Source organism: Pseudomonas sp. SDO5215_S409, assembly GCF_054071325.1.
Genome location: NZ_JBSVWN010000016.1, coordinates 82,148 through 98,288 on the forward strand (window position 1 = coordinate 82,148; position 16,141 = coordinate 98,288).

16 protein-coding genes are annotated in these 16,141 nt (G+C 63.4%); 12 read left to right on the plus strand and 4 right to left on the minus strand.

Annotated features, from left to right (window positions below):
* Nucleotides 1-7: 7 nt before the first annotated feature.
* Nucleotides 8-838, minus strand: coding sequence for an IclR family transcriptional regulator (locus tag ACW9H9_RS11245; protein ID WP_457343224.1), 831 nt, complete (start codon nt 836-838; stop codon nt 8-10).
* A gap of 241 nt (nt 839-1,079) precedes the next feature.
* Here ACW9H9_RS11245 and ACW9H9_RS11250 point away from each other — a divergent pair, with 241 nt between their 5' ends.
* The 7 genes from ACW9H9_RS11250 to ACW9H9_RS11280 are packed head-to-tail and all read left to right on the plus strand — an operon-like array spanning nt 1,080 to nt 7,526.
* Nucleotides 1,080-2,108 carry an ABC transporter ATP-binding protein gene (locus ACW9H9_RS11250; RefSeq protein WP_457343225.1) on the plus strand — a complete coding sequence of 343 codons (1,029 nt, stop codon included), beginning with the start codon at nt 1,080-1,082 and terminating at the stop codon, nt 2,106-2,108.
* Complete coding sequence (locus tag ACW9H9_RS11255) at nt 2,105-2,950, plus strand: ABC transporter permease (RefSeq protein WP_457343226.1); 846 nt, start codon at nt 2,105-2,107, stop codon at nt 2,948-2,950. Before ACW9H9_RS11250 ends, ACW9H9_RS11255 begins: the two co-directional genes overlap by 4 nt.
* Before the next feature lie 4 nt (nt 2,951-2,954).
* Complete coding sequence (locus tag ACW9H9_RS11260) at nt 2,955-3,749, plus strand: ABC transporter permease (protein ID WP_457343227.1); 795 nt, start codon at nt 2,955-2,957, stop codon at nt 3,747-3,749.
* Nucleotides 3,750-4,040: a (2Fe-2S)-binding protein gene (locus ACW9H9_RS11265; RefSeq protein WP_457343228.1), complete on the plus strand. Its 291-nt coding sequence runs from the start codon at nt 3,750-3,752 to the stop codon at nt 4,038-4,040.
* Nucleotides 4,037-5,380 carry an FAD-dependent oxidoreductase gene (locus ACW9H9_RS11270; protein WP_457343229.1) on the plus strand — a complete coding sequence of 448 codons (1,344 nt, stop codon included), beginning with the start codon at nt 4,037-4,039 and terminating at the stop codon, nt 5,378-5,380. Before ACW9H9_RS11265 ends, ACW9H9_RS11270 begins: the two co-directional genes overlap by 4 nt.
* Nucleotides 5,377-6,498, plus strand: coding sequence for an NAD(P)/FAD-dependent oxidoreductase (locus tag ACW9H9_RS11275; protein WP_457343230.1), 1,122 nt, complete (start codon nt 5,377-5,379; stop codon nt 6,496-6,498). The genes ACW9H9_RS11270 and ACW9H9_RS11275 overlap by 4 nt, the downstream gene beginning before the upstream one ends.
* The gene (locus tag ACW9H9_RS11280; RefSeq protein WP_457343231.1) at nt 6,495-7,526 is read left to right on the plus strand and encodes an ABC transporter substrate-binding protein; all 1,032 of its coding nucleotides are present in this window, start codon (nt 6,495-6,497) and stop codon (nt 7,524-7,526) included. Before ACW9H9_RS11275 ends, ACW9H9_RS11280 begins: the two co-directional genes overlap by 4 nt.
* On the opposite strand, the gene ACW9H9_RS11285 is transcribed toward ACW9H9_RS11280, so the two are convergent.
* The 3 genes from ACW9H9_RS11285 to ACW9H9_RS11295 form a co-directional block, all read right to left on the minus strand.
* Complete coding sequence (locus tag ACW9H9_RS11285; RefSeq protein ID WP_457343232.1) at nt 7,523-8,155, minus strand: isochorismatase family protein; 633 nt, start codon at nt 8,153-8,155, stop codon at nt 7,523-7,525. The genes ACW9H9_RS11280 and ACW9H9_RS11285 overlap by 4 nt on opposite strands.
* Nucleotides 8,156-8,261: 106 nt before the next feature.
* Nucleotides 8,262-9,035, minus strand: a complete 774-nt coding sequence (locus ACW9H9_RS11290; RefSeq protein WP_457343233.1) for an L-iditol 2-dehydrogenase — start codon at nt 9,033-9,035, stop codon at nt 8,262-8,264.
* Nucleotides 9,036-9,054: 19 nt separating this feature from the next.
* A complete protein-coding gene (locus tag ACW9H9_RS11295; protein ID WP_457343242.1) occupies nt 9,055-10,314 on the minus strand; it encodes an ABC transporter substrate-binding protein in 1,260 nt (419 codons plus the stop codon).
* 264 nt (nt 10,315-10,578) lie between these two features.
* Between ACW9H9_RS11295 and ACW9H9_RS11300 the strand changes: the two genes are divergently transcribed.
* The 5 genes from ACW9H9_RS11300 to ACW9H9_RS11320 all read left to right on the plus strand — a co-directional run.
* The gene (locus ACW9H9_RS11300) at nt 10,579-11,526 is read left to right on the plus strand and encodes an AraC family transcriptional regulator (RefSeq protein ID WP_457343234.1); all 948 of its coding nucleotides are present in this window, start codon (nt 10,579-10,581) and stop codon (nt 11,524-11,526) included.
* 168 nt (nt 11,527-11,694) lie between these two features.
* Nucleotides 11,695-12,648: a nucleoside-specific channel-forming protein Tsx gene (locus tag ACW9H9_RS11305; protein WP_457343235.1), complete on the plus strand. Its 954-nt coding sequence runs from the start codon at nt 11,695-11,697 to the stop codon at nt 12,646-12,648.
* A gap of 19 nt (nt 12,649-12,667) precedes the next feature.
* Nucleotides 12,668-13,705, plus strand: coding sequence for a purine-nucleoside phosphorylase (locus tag ACW9H9_RS11310; RefSeq protein ID WP_457343237.1), 1,038 nt, complete (start codon nt 12,668-12,670; stop codon nt 13,703-13,705).
* 233 nt (nt 13,706-13,938) lie between these two features.
* Nucleotides 13,939-14,760 carry a hypothetical protein gene (locus tag ACW9H9_RS11315; RefSeq protein ID WP_457343238.1) on the plus strand — a complete coding sequence of 274 codons (822 nt, stop codon included), beginning with the start codon at nt 13,939-13,941 and terminating at the stop codon, nt 14,758-14,760.
* Nucleotides 14,757-16,141: lipase family protein (locus tag ACW9H9_RS11320; RefSeq protein ID WP_457343239.1), on the plus strand; the 1,385-nt coding region annotated here is incomplete at its 3' end. The genes ACW9H9_RS11315 and ACW9H9_RS11320, both read left to right, overlap by 4 nt.

Below are 16,141 nucleotides of genomic sequence, written 5' to 3' on the forward strand. Positions count from 1 at the left end.
TCTGGCCTCAGCCCCCGAAGATGTGTGAAGGCCGGCGCAAGGTGGGGTCGAACGGGTTGATGTTGGGACCGATCGCGGCGGCTTCGCGCTTGAGCAGTTCCACCACCGTGGGCAGGCGGGTCGGCCCGAGGCGGTCGCTGATGGTTGCCACGCTCAACGCCGCCACGGCGTGCCCGTTGCGGTCCAGGATCGGCACCGCCAACCCGGCCATGCCTTCCAGCACGCCGGTGTTGCGCGCCGCATAACCCAGGCGGCGCACGTTTTCGACTTCCGACCGCAGGAACACTTCGTCGTACAGGTGAAAGTCCTTGAGCCGTGGCAGGTTGTAGCGAATCACCGTCTCGCGCTCTTGCTCCGGCAAAAAGGCCAGGATCGCCAGGCTGCCCTGCCCCACGCCCAGGGCCACGCGCCCGCCGATATCGCCGGTAAAGGTGCGGATGGGGTACGGGCCCTCGCTGCGGTCCAGGCACACCGCATCAAACCCGCTGCGGGCGAGTAAAAACAACGAGTCGCCCAGCGATGCGCTGAGCCGCAACAGGCTGGGCCGCACCAGGTCGCGCAGGTTGCCGGTGTTGCCCGCTTTGGCGGCCAGCGCAAAAAACGCCAGGCTCAGGCGATAGCGTTTGCTGCGCGCATCCTGCTCCACCATGCCCTCGTCCATCAGGCTGCGCAGCAGGCGGTGGGTGGTCGGTTGTGACAGGCCCACCTGGTGCGCCAGTTGCGTCACCCGCTCGCCGTCCTGCGACACCTCGCCCAACACACGCAGCAGCGCAAATAACCGCGAGACACCGCCCGCACCGACTTCTTTGACGCTGTCATTCCGCTCAGTGGAATCCATATCGACTTATAAACACCCAAATTCTGATGAATGAATAAAACTGAAAAAAGTCCGCTACTCAGTGAAATTCCATCTTCCGCGCATCCTAGTCTTCGTCCTACTCTGCGTCCACAGGGGCGAATTGAACAACTAACGGCAGCCGACTCAAGATCGAGCGCCAACGCACCGGCATGACCTCATTCGCATCTGCCCAAAACAAAAAAACGCGTTTCGACGCGGTTCAAAAAGGTGGAACGCAGACATGGCATTTCTCCAACTCAACGCCTTGAGCAAACGCTACGGTGCGGTCGACGCCGTGGTGGCCACCGACCTTGCGGTGAACAAAGGCGAGTTCGTTTCCCTGCTCGGCCCCTCGGGCTGCGGCAAGACCACCACCTTGCAAATGATCGCAGGCTTCGTCGAGGCCACCTGCGGCACTATCGTGCTGGACGGGCGCGACATCACCCACGCCAAACCCGCCAGCCGCGGCCTGGGTGTGGTGTTCCAGAGCTACGCGCTGTTCCCGCACATGACCGTTGCCGACAACGTAGCCTTCGGCCTGAAGATGCGCAAAGTGCCCGCCAGCGAGATCGCCACCCGGGTCAAAGACGTGCTGGAACTGGTGCGCCTGGCGCCCCATGCCGAGCGCTACCCACGGGAGCTGTCCGGCGGCCAGCGCCAACGCGTGGCCCTGGCCCGCGCACTGGTGATCCGCCCGCCGGTGTTGCTGCTGGACGAGCCGCTGTCCAACCTCGACGCCAACCTACGCGAAGAGATGCAGTTCGAGATCCGCCGCATCCAGTGCGAAGTGGGGATCACCACGCTGATGGTCACGCACGATCAGGCCGAAGCCCTGTCCATCAGCGACCGTGTGGTGGTAATGGAGGCCGGGCGCGTCACCCAGATCGACGCGCCCTACACACTCTACGAGCACCCGCGCACCCGCTTTATCTCTGACTTTGTCGGCAAGGCCAACCTGCTGGCCGGGGACTTCGATCAGCTCGGCACCCCGCAGGTGCGCGAACTGCCCGGCGATGGCGAGCTGACCTTGAGCCTGCGCCCGGAAAAAATCGACCTGGTGGACGCGGGCACAGGCCGCCTGCAAGGCAGCATCCTGGACAGCTACTTCTTTGGCAGCCAATGGCTGTACCGCGTCAAGACGCCCATCGGCGAACTCACCGTGGTGCGCCGCAACGACGGCAGCGCGCCGCTGCGTTGCGGCGCGGCAGTGGGCCTGGCGTGGGACGCACGCCTGTTGCGCGTGCTGACGGCGGACGAGGTGCGGGCATGAGCCGTGGCTACCTGCTGTCGTTACCGGCGCTGCTGCTGTTTTGCGGGTTGCTGGTGCTGCCCCTGGGGCTGACGCTGGTGCTGTCGTTCAACGTGTTCGACTACCAGGTCGGCGTGAAGACCGATGAATGGACCCTGGCCCACTACCTGTCGCTGTTCAGTGACTCGTACTTCTACGAGATTTTCTGGCGCACCTTCTGGATCAGCGCGCTGGTGACCTTGCTGTGCGTGGTGATCGGGGTGCCCGAGGCGTATGTCCTCAGCCGCATGGGCACACCGTGGCGCTCGATCTTCCTGATTCTGATTCTTACGCCGCTGCTCATCTCGGTGGTGGTGCGCGCCTTTGGCTGGAGCCTGTTGCTGGGCGTCGACGGGCTGGTCAACCAGGTGATCCAAGCCCTGGGCGGGCGTCCGGTAAAAATGCTCTACACCCCGTTTGCCGTGATCATTGCGCTGGTGCACGTGATGCTGCCGTTCATGATCATCCCGGTGTGGACCTCCCTGCAAAAGCTCGACTCGTCGGCCGAGCAAGCCGCGCTGTCGCTGGGCGCCAGCCCGTTCACGGTGATGCGCAGGATCGTGCTGCCGCAAGTGATGCCCGGCGTGCTGTCGGGCACCTTGATTGTGTTCGGGCTGGCCGCCAGTTCCTTTGCCATCCCGGGCCTGTTGGGCGGGCGGCGCTTGAAGATGGTCGCCACGGTGGTCTACGACCAGTACCTCTCGGAACTCAACTGGCCCATGGGCGCGGCGATCGCGGTGGTGCTGCTGTTGGTCAACCTGCTGATCATGCTGAGCTGGAACCGCATGGTCGAACGCCGCTACAAAAAGTCGTTGGGGGTATAAGACGATGTCCAGAAACGGTCCTTTGGCCCTGGGTTTTCACAGCCTGGTGGTGCTGTTCATGCTGGCGCCGCTGGTGGTGGTGTGCCTGGTGGCCTTCACCCCGGAAAACACCTTGAGCCTGCCCACCGCCGGTTTTTCCCTGCGCTGGTTCAGGGCGGTGTTCGAGCGAGCGGATTTTATCCAGGCGTTCTACAACAGCCTCAAACTTGCGTTCATCGCCGCCTCGCTCGCCACCTTGATTGCGGTGCCAGCGGCCTTGGCGATCAGCCGTTATCAGTTCCCGGGGCGCAACTTTTTCAGTGCGCTGTTTCTCTCGCCGATCATCATTCCGCACCTGGTGCTGGGGGTGGCGATGCTGCGCCTGTTCGCCCTCATGGGCGTGAACGGCAGCTTTTTGTGGCTGATGCTGGGGCATGTGGTGGTGATCACCCCCTACGTGCTGCGCCTGGTGCTGGCCGCCGCCATTGGCATCGACCGCAGCGCCGAGCAGGCGGCCGAGTCGTTGGGCGCCAGCCGCTTTACGCTGTTTCGCCAGATCACCTTGCCGATGATTCTGCCCGGCGTGGCGGGCGGCTGGCTGCTGGCGTTCATCAACAGTTTCGATGAAGTGACCCTGTCGATTTTCATCAGCTCACCGGCCACGCAAACCCTGCCGGTGCGCATGTACGTGTACGCCACCGAGTCCATCGACCCGATGATGGCGGCGGTGTCAGCGCTGGTGATTGCCTTGACGGCGGCCACCATGATTCTGCTCGACCGGGTCTATGGCCTGGATCGGGTCCTGGTAGGGAAACACTAAATGGCGCTGTTCAAACGACTGGCCGAGACGCAACGGCCCACCCTGGCCTTCACCCTTGACGGCCAACCGGCCAGCGGTTTGCTGGGCGACACCCTGCTGACCGCCGTGCTGACTTGCGCCGAACACCTGCGCGGCAGTGACTTCAGCGCCGAGCGCCGCGCCGGGTTCTGCCTGATGGGCGCGTGCCAGGATTGCTGGGTGCGCCTGGCGGACGGGCGGCGGGTGCGGGCGTGCTCGACGTTGCTGGAAGACGGCCACGCCATCAGCCGCGAACCGGGGCGCCAGCCATGAAAAACGTCGTGATTGTGGGCGCAGGCCCCGCCGGGATCAGCGCTGCGCGGACCCTGCTCGACCATGGCGTTGCCGCCTGCCTGGTGGACGAAAGCCCGCGTGGCGGCGGGCAGGTTTATCGGCGCCAACCGGCAAATTTCCAGCGCAGCGCCAAAACGCTGTATGGCTTTGAGGCCGCCAAGGCCGACGCGGTGCATCGCACCCTCGACGCGTTGGCCACGCAGATCGATTACCGCCCGGACACCCTGGTATGGAATGCCGAAAACCAGCGGTTGGACATGCTCAACAACGGCCGCGCCGAAAGCGTCGAGTATTCGCACATCATCGTCGCCACCGGCGCGACCGACCGGATTCTGCCCGTGCCGGGCTGGACCCTGCCCGGGGTCTACAGCCTCGGGGCGGCGCAGATCGCCCTGAAATACCAGGGCTGCGCCATCGGTGAGCGTGTAGCGTTTTGCGGCAGCGGGCCGTTGCTGTACCTGGTGGCGTACCAATACGCCAAGGCCGGGGCCCAGGTGGTGGCGGTGCTCGACAGCGCGCCATTCAGCGCACAGTGCCGCGCCTTGCCCGCGCTGCTCGGGCAACCGGGCACCCTGGCCAAGGGCGTGTATTACCGCGCATGGCTCACCGCGCATGGCATTCCCGTGCACCAAGGCGCGACGCTTGTGCAGGTCCATGGCGAGCAGCGCGTCAGCGGCATTGAGTGGGGGCAGCGGCGAATCGACTGTGACGCCGTGGCCTTTGCCCATGCGCTGCGCAGCGAGACGCAACTGGCGGATCTGCTGGGGTGTGAGTTTGCCTGGAGCGCCCTTAACCGAGCGTGGCTGCCGCAGCGTGACACCGCCGGGCGCAGCAGTGTGCCGGGGGTGTACCTGGCAGGCGACGGCGCCGGGATCATGGGCGCCGATGCCGCGCAAATGGCCGGTGAACGGGCGGCATTGGCATTGCTTGAAGATCTGGGCGTGACCATCGACCATCGCCGCCCGGCGGTGCTGGAACAACGACTGGCGGGCATCCAGCGTTTTCGCCAGGGCCTGGAAACCGCGTTCCCCTTCCCCGTTGAATGGGCCGCTCAAGCGCCGGATGCATTGATTGTGTGCCGCTGCGAAGAAGTCAGCGCGGGCGATGTGCGCGCCGTGGTCGATGAAGGTCACTGGGAACTCAACCGCGTCAAGGCCCATTGTCGGGTGGGCATGGGCCGTTGCCAGGGACGCATGTGCGGGCTGGCGGCGGCGGAAATCGTGGCCGAGCGTAGCGCGCGCGGGATTGAAAACGTGGGCCGCTTGCGCAGCCAGGCGCCGATCAAACCGCTGCCGTTCGGCATGGAGACGCCCTCATGATCGACACCGACGTGATCGTGCTCGGCGCCGGTATTGTCGGCGCGTCAGCCGCGCTGATGCTGGCGAAAAAGGGCCGCCGCGTGGTGCTGCTGGAGCGCGACTTTTGCGGCTCGCATTCAAGCGGCGTCAACTATGGCGGCGTGCGGCGTCAGGGCCGGCCGTTGCATCAGTTGCCGTTGTCGCAGCGCGCCCATGAGTTATGGAGCGACCTGCCGGGGCTGATCGGCATCGACGGCGAATACGTGCGCTCCGGGCACTTGAAACTGGCGCGCAGCCACGCCGACTTCGCTGCGCTGCAGGCCTACGCCGAGGCGACTCGCGGGTTTGGCATGAACGTGCAACTGCTCGACTACACCCAGTTGCGCGCCCGCTTCCCGTGGGTCGGTGACATCGCGGTGGGCGCCTCGCTGTGCCCCGAAGACGGGCATGCCAACCCGCGCCTGGTGTCGCCCGCCTTTGCCCGCGCCGCACGCGACCACGGCGCGCACGTGTTTGAACAGGCCGAAGTCACGCGGGTGGCGCATGACGGGCAATGCTTTGAGGTGCACTGCGCCAACGGCCTGCACGCCCGGGCGCCCTGGCTGCTCAATTGCGCGGGCGCCTGGGCCGGTACGCTGGCGGCGCAGTTTGGCGAGCCGGTGCCGATCACCTCGGCGCACCCGGCGATGCTGGTGACCGAACCGCTGCCCCTGGTCATGGACGTGAGCACCGGCGTCGAAGGCGGTGGCATTTATGCCCGCCAGGTCGCCCGGGGCAATTGCATTTTGGGCGGCGGGCGCGGCTTTGCCGTAGGGCCCCAGCACGTGCGGCCGGGTCAGGCAGCGGTGTTGGAGATCCTGCGCAATGCGGGCGAGCTGTACCCGTTTCTCAAGGGTGCCCAGGCGATCCGCACCTGGACGGGCACCGAAGGTTACTTGCCCGACCACGAACCGGTGATCGGCCCCAGCAGCACCCAACCGGGCCTGCTCCACGGTTTCGGCTTTGCCGGGGCCGGGTTCCAGCTCGGCCCCGCGGTCGGCGAAGCCTTGGCGCAGATCGTCTGCGAAGGCCGCAGCCAGCAACCCCTCGAAGCGTTTTCCATCCGCCGTTTTCAAGCCCCTGAGAGAGCCCGTCCATGAACCTACGTATTGCGCTGTCCGGTTTGTCCCTCGCCTTGCTCGCCGCCCATGTGCAGGCGGCGCCCACGCTGTACCTGGGCATGAACGGCGGCACCATGGAGCGGGTCTACGCCGACAAGGTGTTGCCCGCCTTCGAGAAGGCCAACAACGTAAAGGTGGTGATCGTGCCGGGCACGTCGGCCGATATTCTCGCCAAGGTGCAGGCCAACAAAGACAAACCGCAGATGCACGTGATGTTCCTTGACGACGGCATCATGTACCGCGCGATTTCCATGGGCCTGTGCGACACGCTCACGCCCAACCCGACGCTGGCGCAGATCCCGGCCAAGGCCAAAATCAAGGAGCAGGCGGTGGCCGTCACCCTGGGCGTGACCGGGCTGGGCTACAACGCCAAGATGTTCAAGGAAAAAGGCTGGGCCACGCCCACCTCGTGGATGGACCTGGCCGACCCGCGCTTTAAAGACAAGGTGGTGTTCCAGTCCCTGGCCTCTTCGACCTTTGGCCTGCATGGTTTCTTGATGTTCAACCGCATCCAGGGTGGCGACGAAACCAATGTGGAGCCAGGCTTCAAGGCCTGGCCTAAAACCATCGGGCCAAACGTGCTGGAGTACATCGCAAGCTCGGCGAAGATCTCCGAAATGGTGCAGACCGACGAAGCGGCGATCTTCCCGCTGACCCCGACCCAGGTCACCACCCAACAGCTGTTGGGCGTGCCCATGGAATACGCCCAGCCCAAGGAAGGCGCGGTGGTGCTCAACGTGGCCGAATGCGTGATCGCCCGCAACGACCAGCCGGAACTGGCGCAAAAACTCGCGCAGTTTCTGCTGACCGCCGAGGCCCAGGCACCGGCGCTGGAGGAAGGCGACCAGATCCCGTCAAACCCGACCACGCCCACCACCGACAAGACCCGCGCACGGGTGGAGGCGATGAACACGTATTTGCAGACGGCCATTTCGATTGACTGGGACCAAGTCAACCAGGCGCGCCCGGAGTGGAACGCGCGCTGGAGCCGCTCGATCGAGCGCTAGGCCCCGACCTGCGCGGCCAGCTCTGCGCGGGTGCGGCTGATGGCGGCGCCCGCGTGCTGCAAATCCTTCACTGCCTGCACCCCGCCCTCCTCGCTGATACCCCGGCAGGCGGGCAGGTGCAGGATCACCCCCAGGCCCGCCTTGAGCAATTGCAGGGCCGTGGTCTTGACGCAGTAGTCCAGCGCCAGCCCGCCGACGATCACCCGCTGCACGCCGTGGGCCTTGAGGTATTCGATGACGCCGGTGGAGAGTTTGTCGTGCAGGTCGTGGTAGCAGGCGCCGTAGGGGTGCAGGTCGGGTTCGACGCCTTTCCAGATGAAATAGTCGTAGTCGTACGGCGTGGGCAAGGTGTCCAGCAAGGTGAAACCGTCGGTGCCCGGTACGCAGTGGCTGACCCAGGTGAGATCGGCGTGCGCAAGGCCGGTGGGCTGGAGCATGTCGCTGTGCTGCTTGACCACCCAGGGCGCCTGCGGGGTGTGGGCGTCTTTGCTGCCGACACGCAGGCTGGCCAGGCTGGCCATGTAGTTGAGTTCGGCGGCGATCTGGTCGCCGCCCGTCACGGGAAGTTCGTCAGGGCACAGGGGGGTGAAGCTTTTTTGCGGGTCTACGTCAAAAGAGGCGATGGTCATTGCGAAGAGTTCCTGAGGCCGGGCACGGTGGCTGCATCATGTACCCAATGATGGGCACAGGGGAACAGGCAAGCCCGTTCGCCCACGTGCCCTGCCCGACTCAGGCTCAGTTCATCCAGTTGCCGCCGTCCACGTTGTAGGTCTGGGCCACTACGTAGTCGGCGTCTTCCGAGGCCAGGAACACGGCCATGCCGGTCAGGTCTTCGGCGGTGCCCATGCGGCCGTAGGGCACTTCGGCGCCGACGCGTTTTTTCTTCTCGCCCGGTGGCAGGCCTTCATGTTGGGCGAACAGCGCGTCGACCCCGTCCCAGTGCTCGCCGTCCACCACGCCCGGGGCGATGGCGTTGACGTTGATGCCCTGCTTGATCAGGTTCAACCCCGCCGATTGCGTGAGGCTGATCACCGCCGCTTTGGTGGCGCAGTACACCGCCACCAGCGGCTCGCCCCGGCGCCCGGCCTGGCTGGCCATGTTGATGATCTTGCCGCCGTGGCCCTGCTGGATCATTTGCCGGGCGGCCGCTTGCAGGGTGAACAGCGTGCCTGCGACGTTGATGGAGAACAGCCGGTCAAAGCTTGCGCGGGTGATGTCGACAATGGGGGCCAGGTCGAACAGCGCAGCGTTGTTGACCAGGATGTCGAGCTTGCCCGTGTGCGCCACCACGGCAGCGATCGCGGCGTCGATGGAGGCCTGGTCGGTGACGTCCATTTGTACGGCGTACGCCTTGGGGCCCAGTTCGGCGGCGGTGGCGGTGGCCCGCTCCAGGTTGATGTCGGCGATGGCCACGCTCGCGCCTTCACCGATATAGGCCTGGGCAAAGGCTCGGCCGATGCCGCGCGCGCTGCCAGTGATCAGCGCGCTTTTACCTTCCAGTCGTTTCATGGGGTGGGTCCTGTGATGATTATTTGGGGTAGCCGGCGCGCTTCATTTCACGCTCGGTGGTGGTCTGCGCTTCTTTCAGCGCCTGGTCGACCGTCATGCCGCCGGTGAGCGCCGCCGAGAACAGTTTGCCCACGGAGGTGCCGATGGCCTGGAACTCGGGGATGGTTACGTACTGGATGCCCACGTACGGCACAGGCTGGGCCGAGGGGTGCGCGGGGTCGGCGTGCTGCATCATTTGCAGGGTGACTTTGGCGAACGGCGCGGCCTTGAGGTACGCCTCGTTGTAAGTGGACTGGCGGGTGCCCGGCGGTACGTTGGTGATGCCTTCTTTGTCGGCGACCAACTGGATGTAGTCCTTGGAGGTGGCCCAGGTGATAAAGGCCTTGGCCGCGTCTTTATGCTTGGACGTGGCCGGGATGGCCAGGGACCAGGCGTACAGCCACGACGAGCCCTTGTCGGTGACCTCGGTCGGCGCCGCCGCAAAGCCGGTGCTGTCGGCCACCTTGCTCTGGGACTTGTCGGTGGTGAAGGAGCCCGCCACGCTGGCATCCACCCAGATCGCGCACTTGCCGCTGTTGAACAGCGCCAGCGTTTCGTTGAAGCCGTTGCTGGACGCGCCCGGCGGGCCGTATTGCTTGAGGGTGTTGACGTAGAAGTTGGCGGCGGCGGTCCACTCGGGGCTGGTCAGCTGGGGCTTCCACTGCGGGTCGAACCAGCGCGCGCCAAAGGCGTTGGCCATGGTGCTGAGCAAGGCGATGTTTTCACCCCAGCCCGCCTTGCCACGCAGGCACAGGCCGTACTGGTCGTTTTGCGGTTGGTTGAGTTTGGCGGCGAACTCGCCCAACTGGGTCCAGGTGGGGTGTTCGGGCATGCTCAGGCCGGCCTGTTTGAACAGGTCGGTGCGGTAGTAGGTGACGGTGCTTTCACCGTAGAACGGCAACGCGTAGAGCGTGTCGTTGACCGACAGGCCCTGGCGCACGGCCGGGAAAATGTCCTCGGCGTCATAGGCCGCCGGCAGTTGGGTCAAAGGTTCCAGCCAGTGCTTGGCGCCCCACAGCGGGGTTTCGTAGGTGCCGATGGTGAGCACGTCGAACTGGCCGCCCTGGGTGGCGATGTCGGTGGTGAGGCGCTGGCGCAGGACGTTTTCTTCCAGCACCACCCAATTGAGCTTGACCTCGGGGTGCTGTTCTTCAAACACCTTGGACAGGCGCTGCATGCGGATCATGTCGCTGTTGTTGACCGTGGCGATGGTCACGGTTTCGGCGGCATGACTGGCCATGGCCAGGGTCAGGCTGCTGAGCAGGAAAAGCGCTTTGGGAAGCTTCTTCATGGCGGTTTCCACCTGTTGTTTTTGTTGTTGATGGGCCGATTACAGCAGCTTGGCCAGGGCCGGACAAACGCCTGGCGGATGCCCGGCTGATACTTTTTTAACCAAACGCGGGTGGGTTAAAAAAGTATCTGTGCCCGGCGAAACCCGTGCTGGCGGGCGCCGGGGCAACAGGCGTATTTTGGTGTGACGCCCACCCCCATCAGAGGCCTTGCCATGCCGGTCAGCCGCCCCGCCCTGTTTGAGCAACGCCCTGCCGAGCTGGAAGTGATCCTGCCAGAGCCGCAGCACGGCTTTCGCTGGCTCGAGCATGACTACCCGTTTGAGCTGGCGCGCTGGAACCACCACCCCGAATTCGAGATTCACCTGATCCGCCAGGGCAGCGGCAAGTTGGTCGCCGGGGACTATATTGGTGCGTTCGGCCCGGGCCATGTGGCGTTGATCGGCCCCGACCTGCCCCACGACTGGATCGGCGACCTGGCCCCCGGCGAATACCTGAGCGGGCGCGACGTGGTGCTGCAATTTGACGGCGCGGCCCTGCTCGCCCTGCGCGCCACGTTGCCAGAACTGGGCGACCTGCAACCGCTGTTCGACCGGGCCCGGCGCGGCCTGGAGTTTACTGGCGCCACGGCATTGGCGGCGGCGCCCCTGCTGGAAGCCATCGGCCCGGCGCAGGGGCTGGCGCGGCTGATGCTGTTCTTGCAACTGCTGCACACCCTGGCGCAGGCGCCGCCTGAGGAGTCGCACTGCCTGGCCAGCGCCTGCTACACGCCCACCCTGGACGCCCGCAGTTCCGAGCGCATCACCCGGGCTTTTGACTACCTGATGAGCGAGCTGACCGGCGACTTGCGCCTGTCGGTGATCGCCCAGCGGCTGGACATGAGCGAGCCGGGCTTTTCGCGTTTTTTCAAGCGCATCACCGGCCACGGGTTTATCGACCTGATGCGCAAGTTCCGCGTGCAGCGTGCCTGCCGGTTGCTGCTGCAAACCGAGATGTCGGTGGCCGATATCTGCTTTGAAGTGGGCTACGCCAACCTGTCCAATTTCAACCGGCACTTTCGGATCGAGATGAAGCAGACCCCCAGCGAATACCGCCGGGAAACCGCGACGTTTCTGTTCAACCGCAACGGTGAGCAGGCGCTGCCGTTTACCCGCGCGCACTAGGCGCAGCGCCTGACCGAAAGGTCGATTAATTCACGTTTTTTCCCTTGTACTCAAACGATTGCGCAGTCTTGGTACGGCATATGCAAACGTTTGCGAACAGAACTTGCCTCTCGGGTTCTCTTCAGTCCGAAGAATCGGACTCACACCGTGTATGAATAGGGATTTTCAATGCCGCACACTTCCAGACGTCTCGCGTCGGCAACGCCTTTTGCCGTTTCCCTGCTACTGGCTGCCGTTACGGGAGTACTCAGCAGCCCCCTTTTGGCGCAGCCCCACCCAGACGACTCTGCCCAAGGTGAAGCCTTGAGCCCGGAAGCGAGCCCAGCGAAAAAAAATGTTTACCTGTCGGACTGGTTCAACCAGGACCTGACGCTCATCGGCAGCAAAGACATCAGTTTTGGCCCCAAACCTGCGGACGACGTGTACCTGGAGTACGAATACTTCGGCCGCAAAGGGCCGTTTGAACTGTATGGCTATATCGACGTGCCGAAAATCCTCGGCATCGGCAACCGCAACGACAAAGGCGCGTGGGACCACGGCTCGCCGCTGTTCATGGAGCACGAACCGCGTATCTCCATCGACTACCTGGCCGGTCGCAGCCTGGCCATCGGGCCGTTCAAGGAATGGTACGTGGCCTTCGACTGGATCTACGACCACGGCAGCAACACCGCCAACCGTGCCAACACCTTGTACAGCGGCCTGGGCACCGACATCGACACGCACTCGCGGGTCAATTTGTCGGCCAACTTCTATGGGCGCTACCAGTGGGAAAACTATGGCGCGAGCAATGAATATTCGTGGGACGGCTACCGCGCCCAAATGAAGTACATCGTGCCCATCAGCCAGTTCGACAATGGTGCATCGCTGACATACATCGGTTTTACCAACTACGACTTTGGTTCGGACTTGCACAAGGACAACCCGGCACGCACGGCCAACGCACTGGTCGCAACAAACGTGCTGCTGTATTCGTTCACTCACCTGCGTTTTACCCTGGTGGGCCGTTACTTTCATAACGGCGGCAACTGGGAGGACGGCAGCGAGCTGAACTTTGGCGACGGTGACTTCCGCGCCCGCTCCAACGGCTGGGGGTATTACGCCGGCGTTGGGTATCAATTCTGACTTTGCCAAGGATGCTTTCATGACTACGTTTACCCGTCTTCCCCTCGCCCTCGGCCTGGCCATGAGCGCCCTGCTGCCCCACGCCGTGCTGGCAGCAGAACCCGCGCCGATCAAGCCCAAGGTGATGCTCATCACCATGTTCGCCCCCGAGGCGCAAAACTGGGTCGAGCGCCTGCAACTCACACAGCAAGTGCGCGTGCCGGGGTTGTCCGCCGAGTACCCGGTGATCCGGTGCAACACCCAGGATGTGTGCCTGCTGGTGACCGGCATGGGCCAGACCAACGCCACGGCCTCGACCCTGGCGCTGGCCCTGTCGCCCAAATTCGACCTGCGCCAGAGCTACTTCCTGATCGCCGGTATTGCCGGGATCAGCCCACACCAGGGCACCCTCGGCACCGCCGCGTGGGCGCATTACCTGGTGGAGTTTGGTACGCAATGGGAACTGGACTCGCGCGACGCGCCCAAGGACTGGCCGACCGGCTACATCGGCATCAACACCAAGGGCCCCCACGAAAAGCCGCCACTGGACTACAAGACCGAAGTGTTTGAACTCAACCCGGCGCTGCAGGCCAAGGCGTTTGCGCTGTCGCACAAGGTTGAACTCAGTGAAAGCAAGGAGTCTGCGGCGTGGCGTAAAAAGTACCCCTACGCACCGGCCAACCAACCGCCGCAGGTCACGCAATGCGACACCGTGGCGGGCAATACCTGGTTTTCGGGGACGCGCCTGAGCGAGCGGGCCGAGGTCTGGACCCAATTGCTGACCGACAACAAAGGGGTGTATTGCACGACGCAGCAGGAAGACAACTCCACGTATGAGGCACTGCTGCGCGCCAGCCGCGAAGGCCTGGTGGATATCCAGCGCCTGGCGGTGGTGCGCGCGGGCTCGGATTTCGACCGCCCCTATCCCGGCTACAGCGAAGTGGACAACCTGTTGAAATACGCGGACCAGGGCGGGTTTGTGCCAGCGCTGGAGAACCTGTATCGCACGGGTAACCCGCTGGTTCAGACGATTGTGCAGAACTGGTCGGCGTGGGAAAAAGGCGTGCCGCAAGACTGAGTCGCGCCGGTCGGCAAAACAGGCCTGGGCCGCTGGCGGTCCAGGCTGTGCGTGGTTAACGGTGGGAACGCGCGGCCATTTCGCCCTAGACGAGCGCGGCACCACAGCCGTCTCGATCCCTCAAATAACTAAACGTCCTTCAGGTTCTTAGGAAGCATCCTGCATCAATTCCAGCGCGGCGGTTGTTAGCGTGCCCGGGCCTTACACCCCGTTCCCCGCTCAAGGACTTGCCTATGTCAAGGATCGCTTTCCCTCGCCCCGGCATAACACGCCACTTGCTATTGGGCGGTTGTGTCGCGCTGACCGCAGGTTGTTCGGCGGTCCACACACCCGACAGTTTTGTCCTTACCGCCGACCTGCCGCCCAACTTCGCCTATGCGGCGCGGGCTGACTATGTACCGGCCAAGGGCGAAACCTGCACCGTGCCGGGAGGCCGAAACACCCAGATCGGCTTCAACATTGTGGACTGGCGTACCGACTACCAACCCGACTCCAGAATCGCACTGCGCCGTACGGTGAGTGGTTGCCCGCTGGTGCTGCATCGCATCGGCCTGAAGATCTACGGGAAATATGGAAAAGACCGCGGAGACTTCGGCAACGGTTTCGCCCTGCTTGTGGTGCGCCCCACCCTGGCCGATCACCACAAGGGCGCTTTTGATCTGGCAGGAGACAGCGACGTTCACGGTACATGCCAGTGGCTATTTCGCACGTCTGGCGGTTTGCGCCGCCTGGTGAAAATCCTCGACTGCAAGGCCACCGACGCCCAAGGCAACGTGAAGCGCGGCCTTCCGTTTGCGGCGTATACGCTGGATCAGCTGCCGGGGAAGACGGTGCGGCTCAAGTTCACGTTGGCGGATGAGGAGCGTCCGTTCATGAGGGATACCTGGATCAAAGTGCCCGGTGGTTGGAAGCGCTGCATGGGTGAGGGGTTTGAAGATCAAGATGCATTTTGTCGGGGCAACCATAAAGACTTCAGTACATTCAGGATGCCGGATGGGCAGCATACCTGCACGATTTACCCAGGTTGTACCGAGAGCCTGGAGGCTAATCCATGAGCCTTCCTCTGCTTCAAGAACGCGACAGAGCGTTTATGCAAGATCAGCAACTGGCCTGCCCTGTCAGGGGAAGCTCGACAAGCTTCCAATTGGTGGACGAGTTTGGCAACGGCCAACCTTACGCGGGCTTGGCTTATCAGCTGATTGATTACGAGGACATCATTTACTCGGGAACACTCGATGAAACGGGCTCCGGGAAGGTCCTCAATCATTACTGTGGCGTTTTGGAATTGCGGTTAAATCACGCTTACAGGAGCAAAGAAGCCCCCTACGAGCGTTTGATAAACAGGGAGCATTACCCGCTGCCTATCACCGAACTTCAAGTGCGTGCTGAACACACTCGGTTCATCAATAAAAACGCTGAACGCACATCATTCAACCCCGCCCACGTTCATGCCGCCCCCAGCGCCTTCTACCAGGTTGAAGTCCGCGAGTTGGTGGAACATGTGGCCCATCTCCCGCCCCTCGCGCCCCGCACGTTTGCGCCACTTCATCATCTGACCGCGCTCTTTCGCCCGCTGCCGGTAAAAGGGCGAATCGGCTACAAACCCGAACTTGCAAAGCGCTTCGGCATACCGCTGTTGCCCAACAAGCACCACGTATTGGAAGTGCGGCCATTGAGGGCATTGCTTCCGCTAATGTCGACCCACCACGACTTCTGCGCACTCAACCTGTACCAACTGGCATTAATGGCAACGCTCAGTTACGCCCCCTTCGGCCAGGACCCCGACGAGCACCCGGTGCTCAGCAAAACGGTAACGTTCCCGTTGCAACCCAGCAGCGGCAATTGGTTTGGCGATGCCCTGGCCAAGGCCGATGAGATCTGGCGCGTCGATGCGGGCCAGAAAAACGACTTGGCGCATTACCCGTTGTATGAGGACGTGGCGTATTCCAAACGGTTGGAAGTGCTGCCGTTTGACCCTGACCTATACCCGATAAATGCGCCTGAACTGGGCGATGCTCAAGAAACCCCCGCCCTGCTTCACCATCTCGATGATCGACATCGGGCAGGCAGCACCGACAGCCAGGCGTTTATCACCCACAACCACGAACGGGTGCTGATTGCAGTGCGTGGCACCAGTGAACTTCCGTGGGACCTGTTGACAGACATCGATGCACGGCAAGTACCGTTTGAAGAAGGCACCGGTCAAGCACACCAAGGGTTTTATGGTGCCGCCAAGGTCGCCTATGACTTCGCCACCCACTACCTGGACAAGTTCCACAACGGCCAGACCCTCATCATCACCGGCCACAGCCTGGGCGGCGCCATTGCGCTGCTACTGGCCGAAATGCTGCGCCGCCGGGACGGGTTCGTCTACGACATCCTGCTCTACACCTACGGCGCCCCCCGCGCCGCCGACCAGACCTTCATCGACGGCGC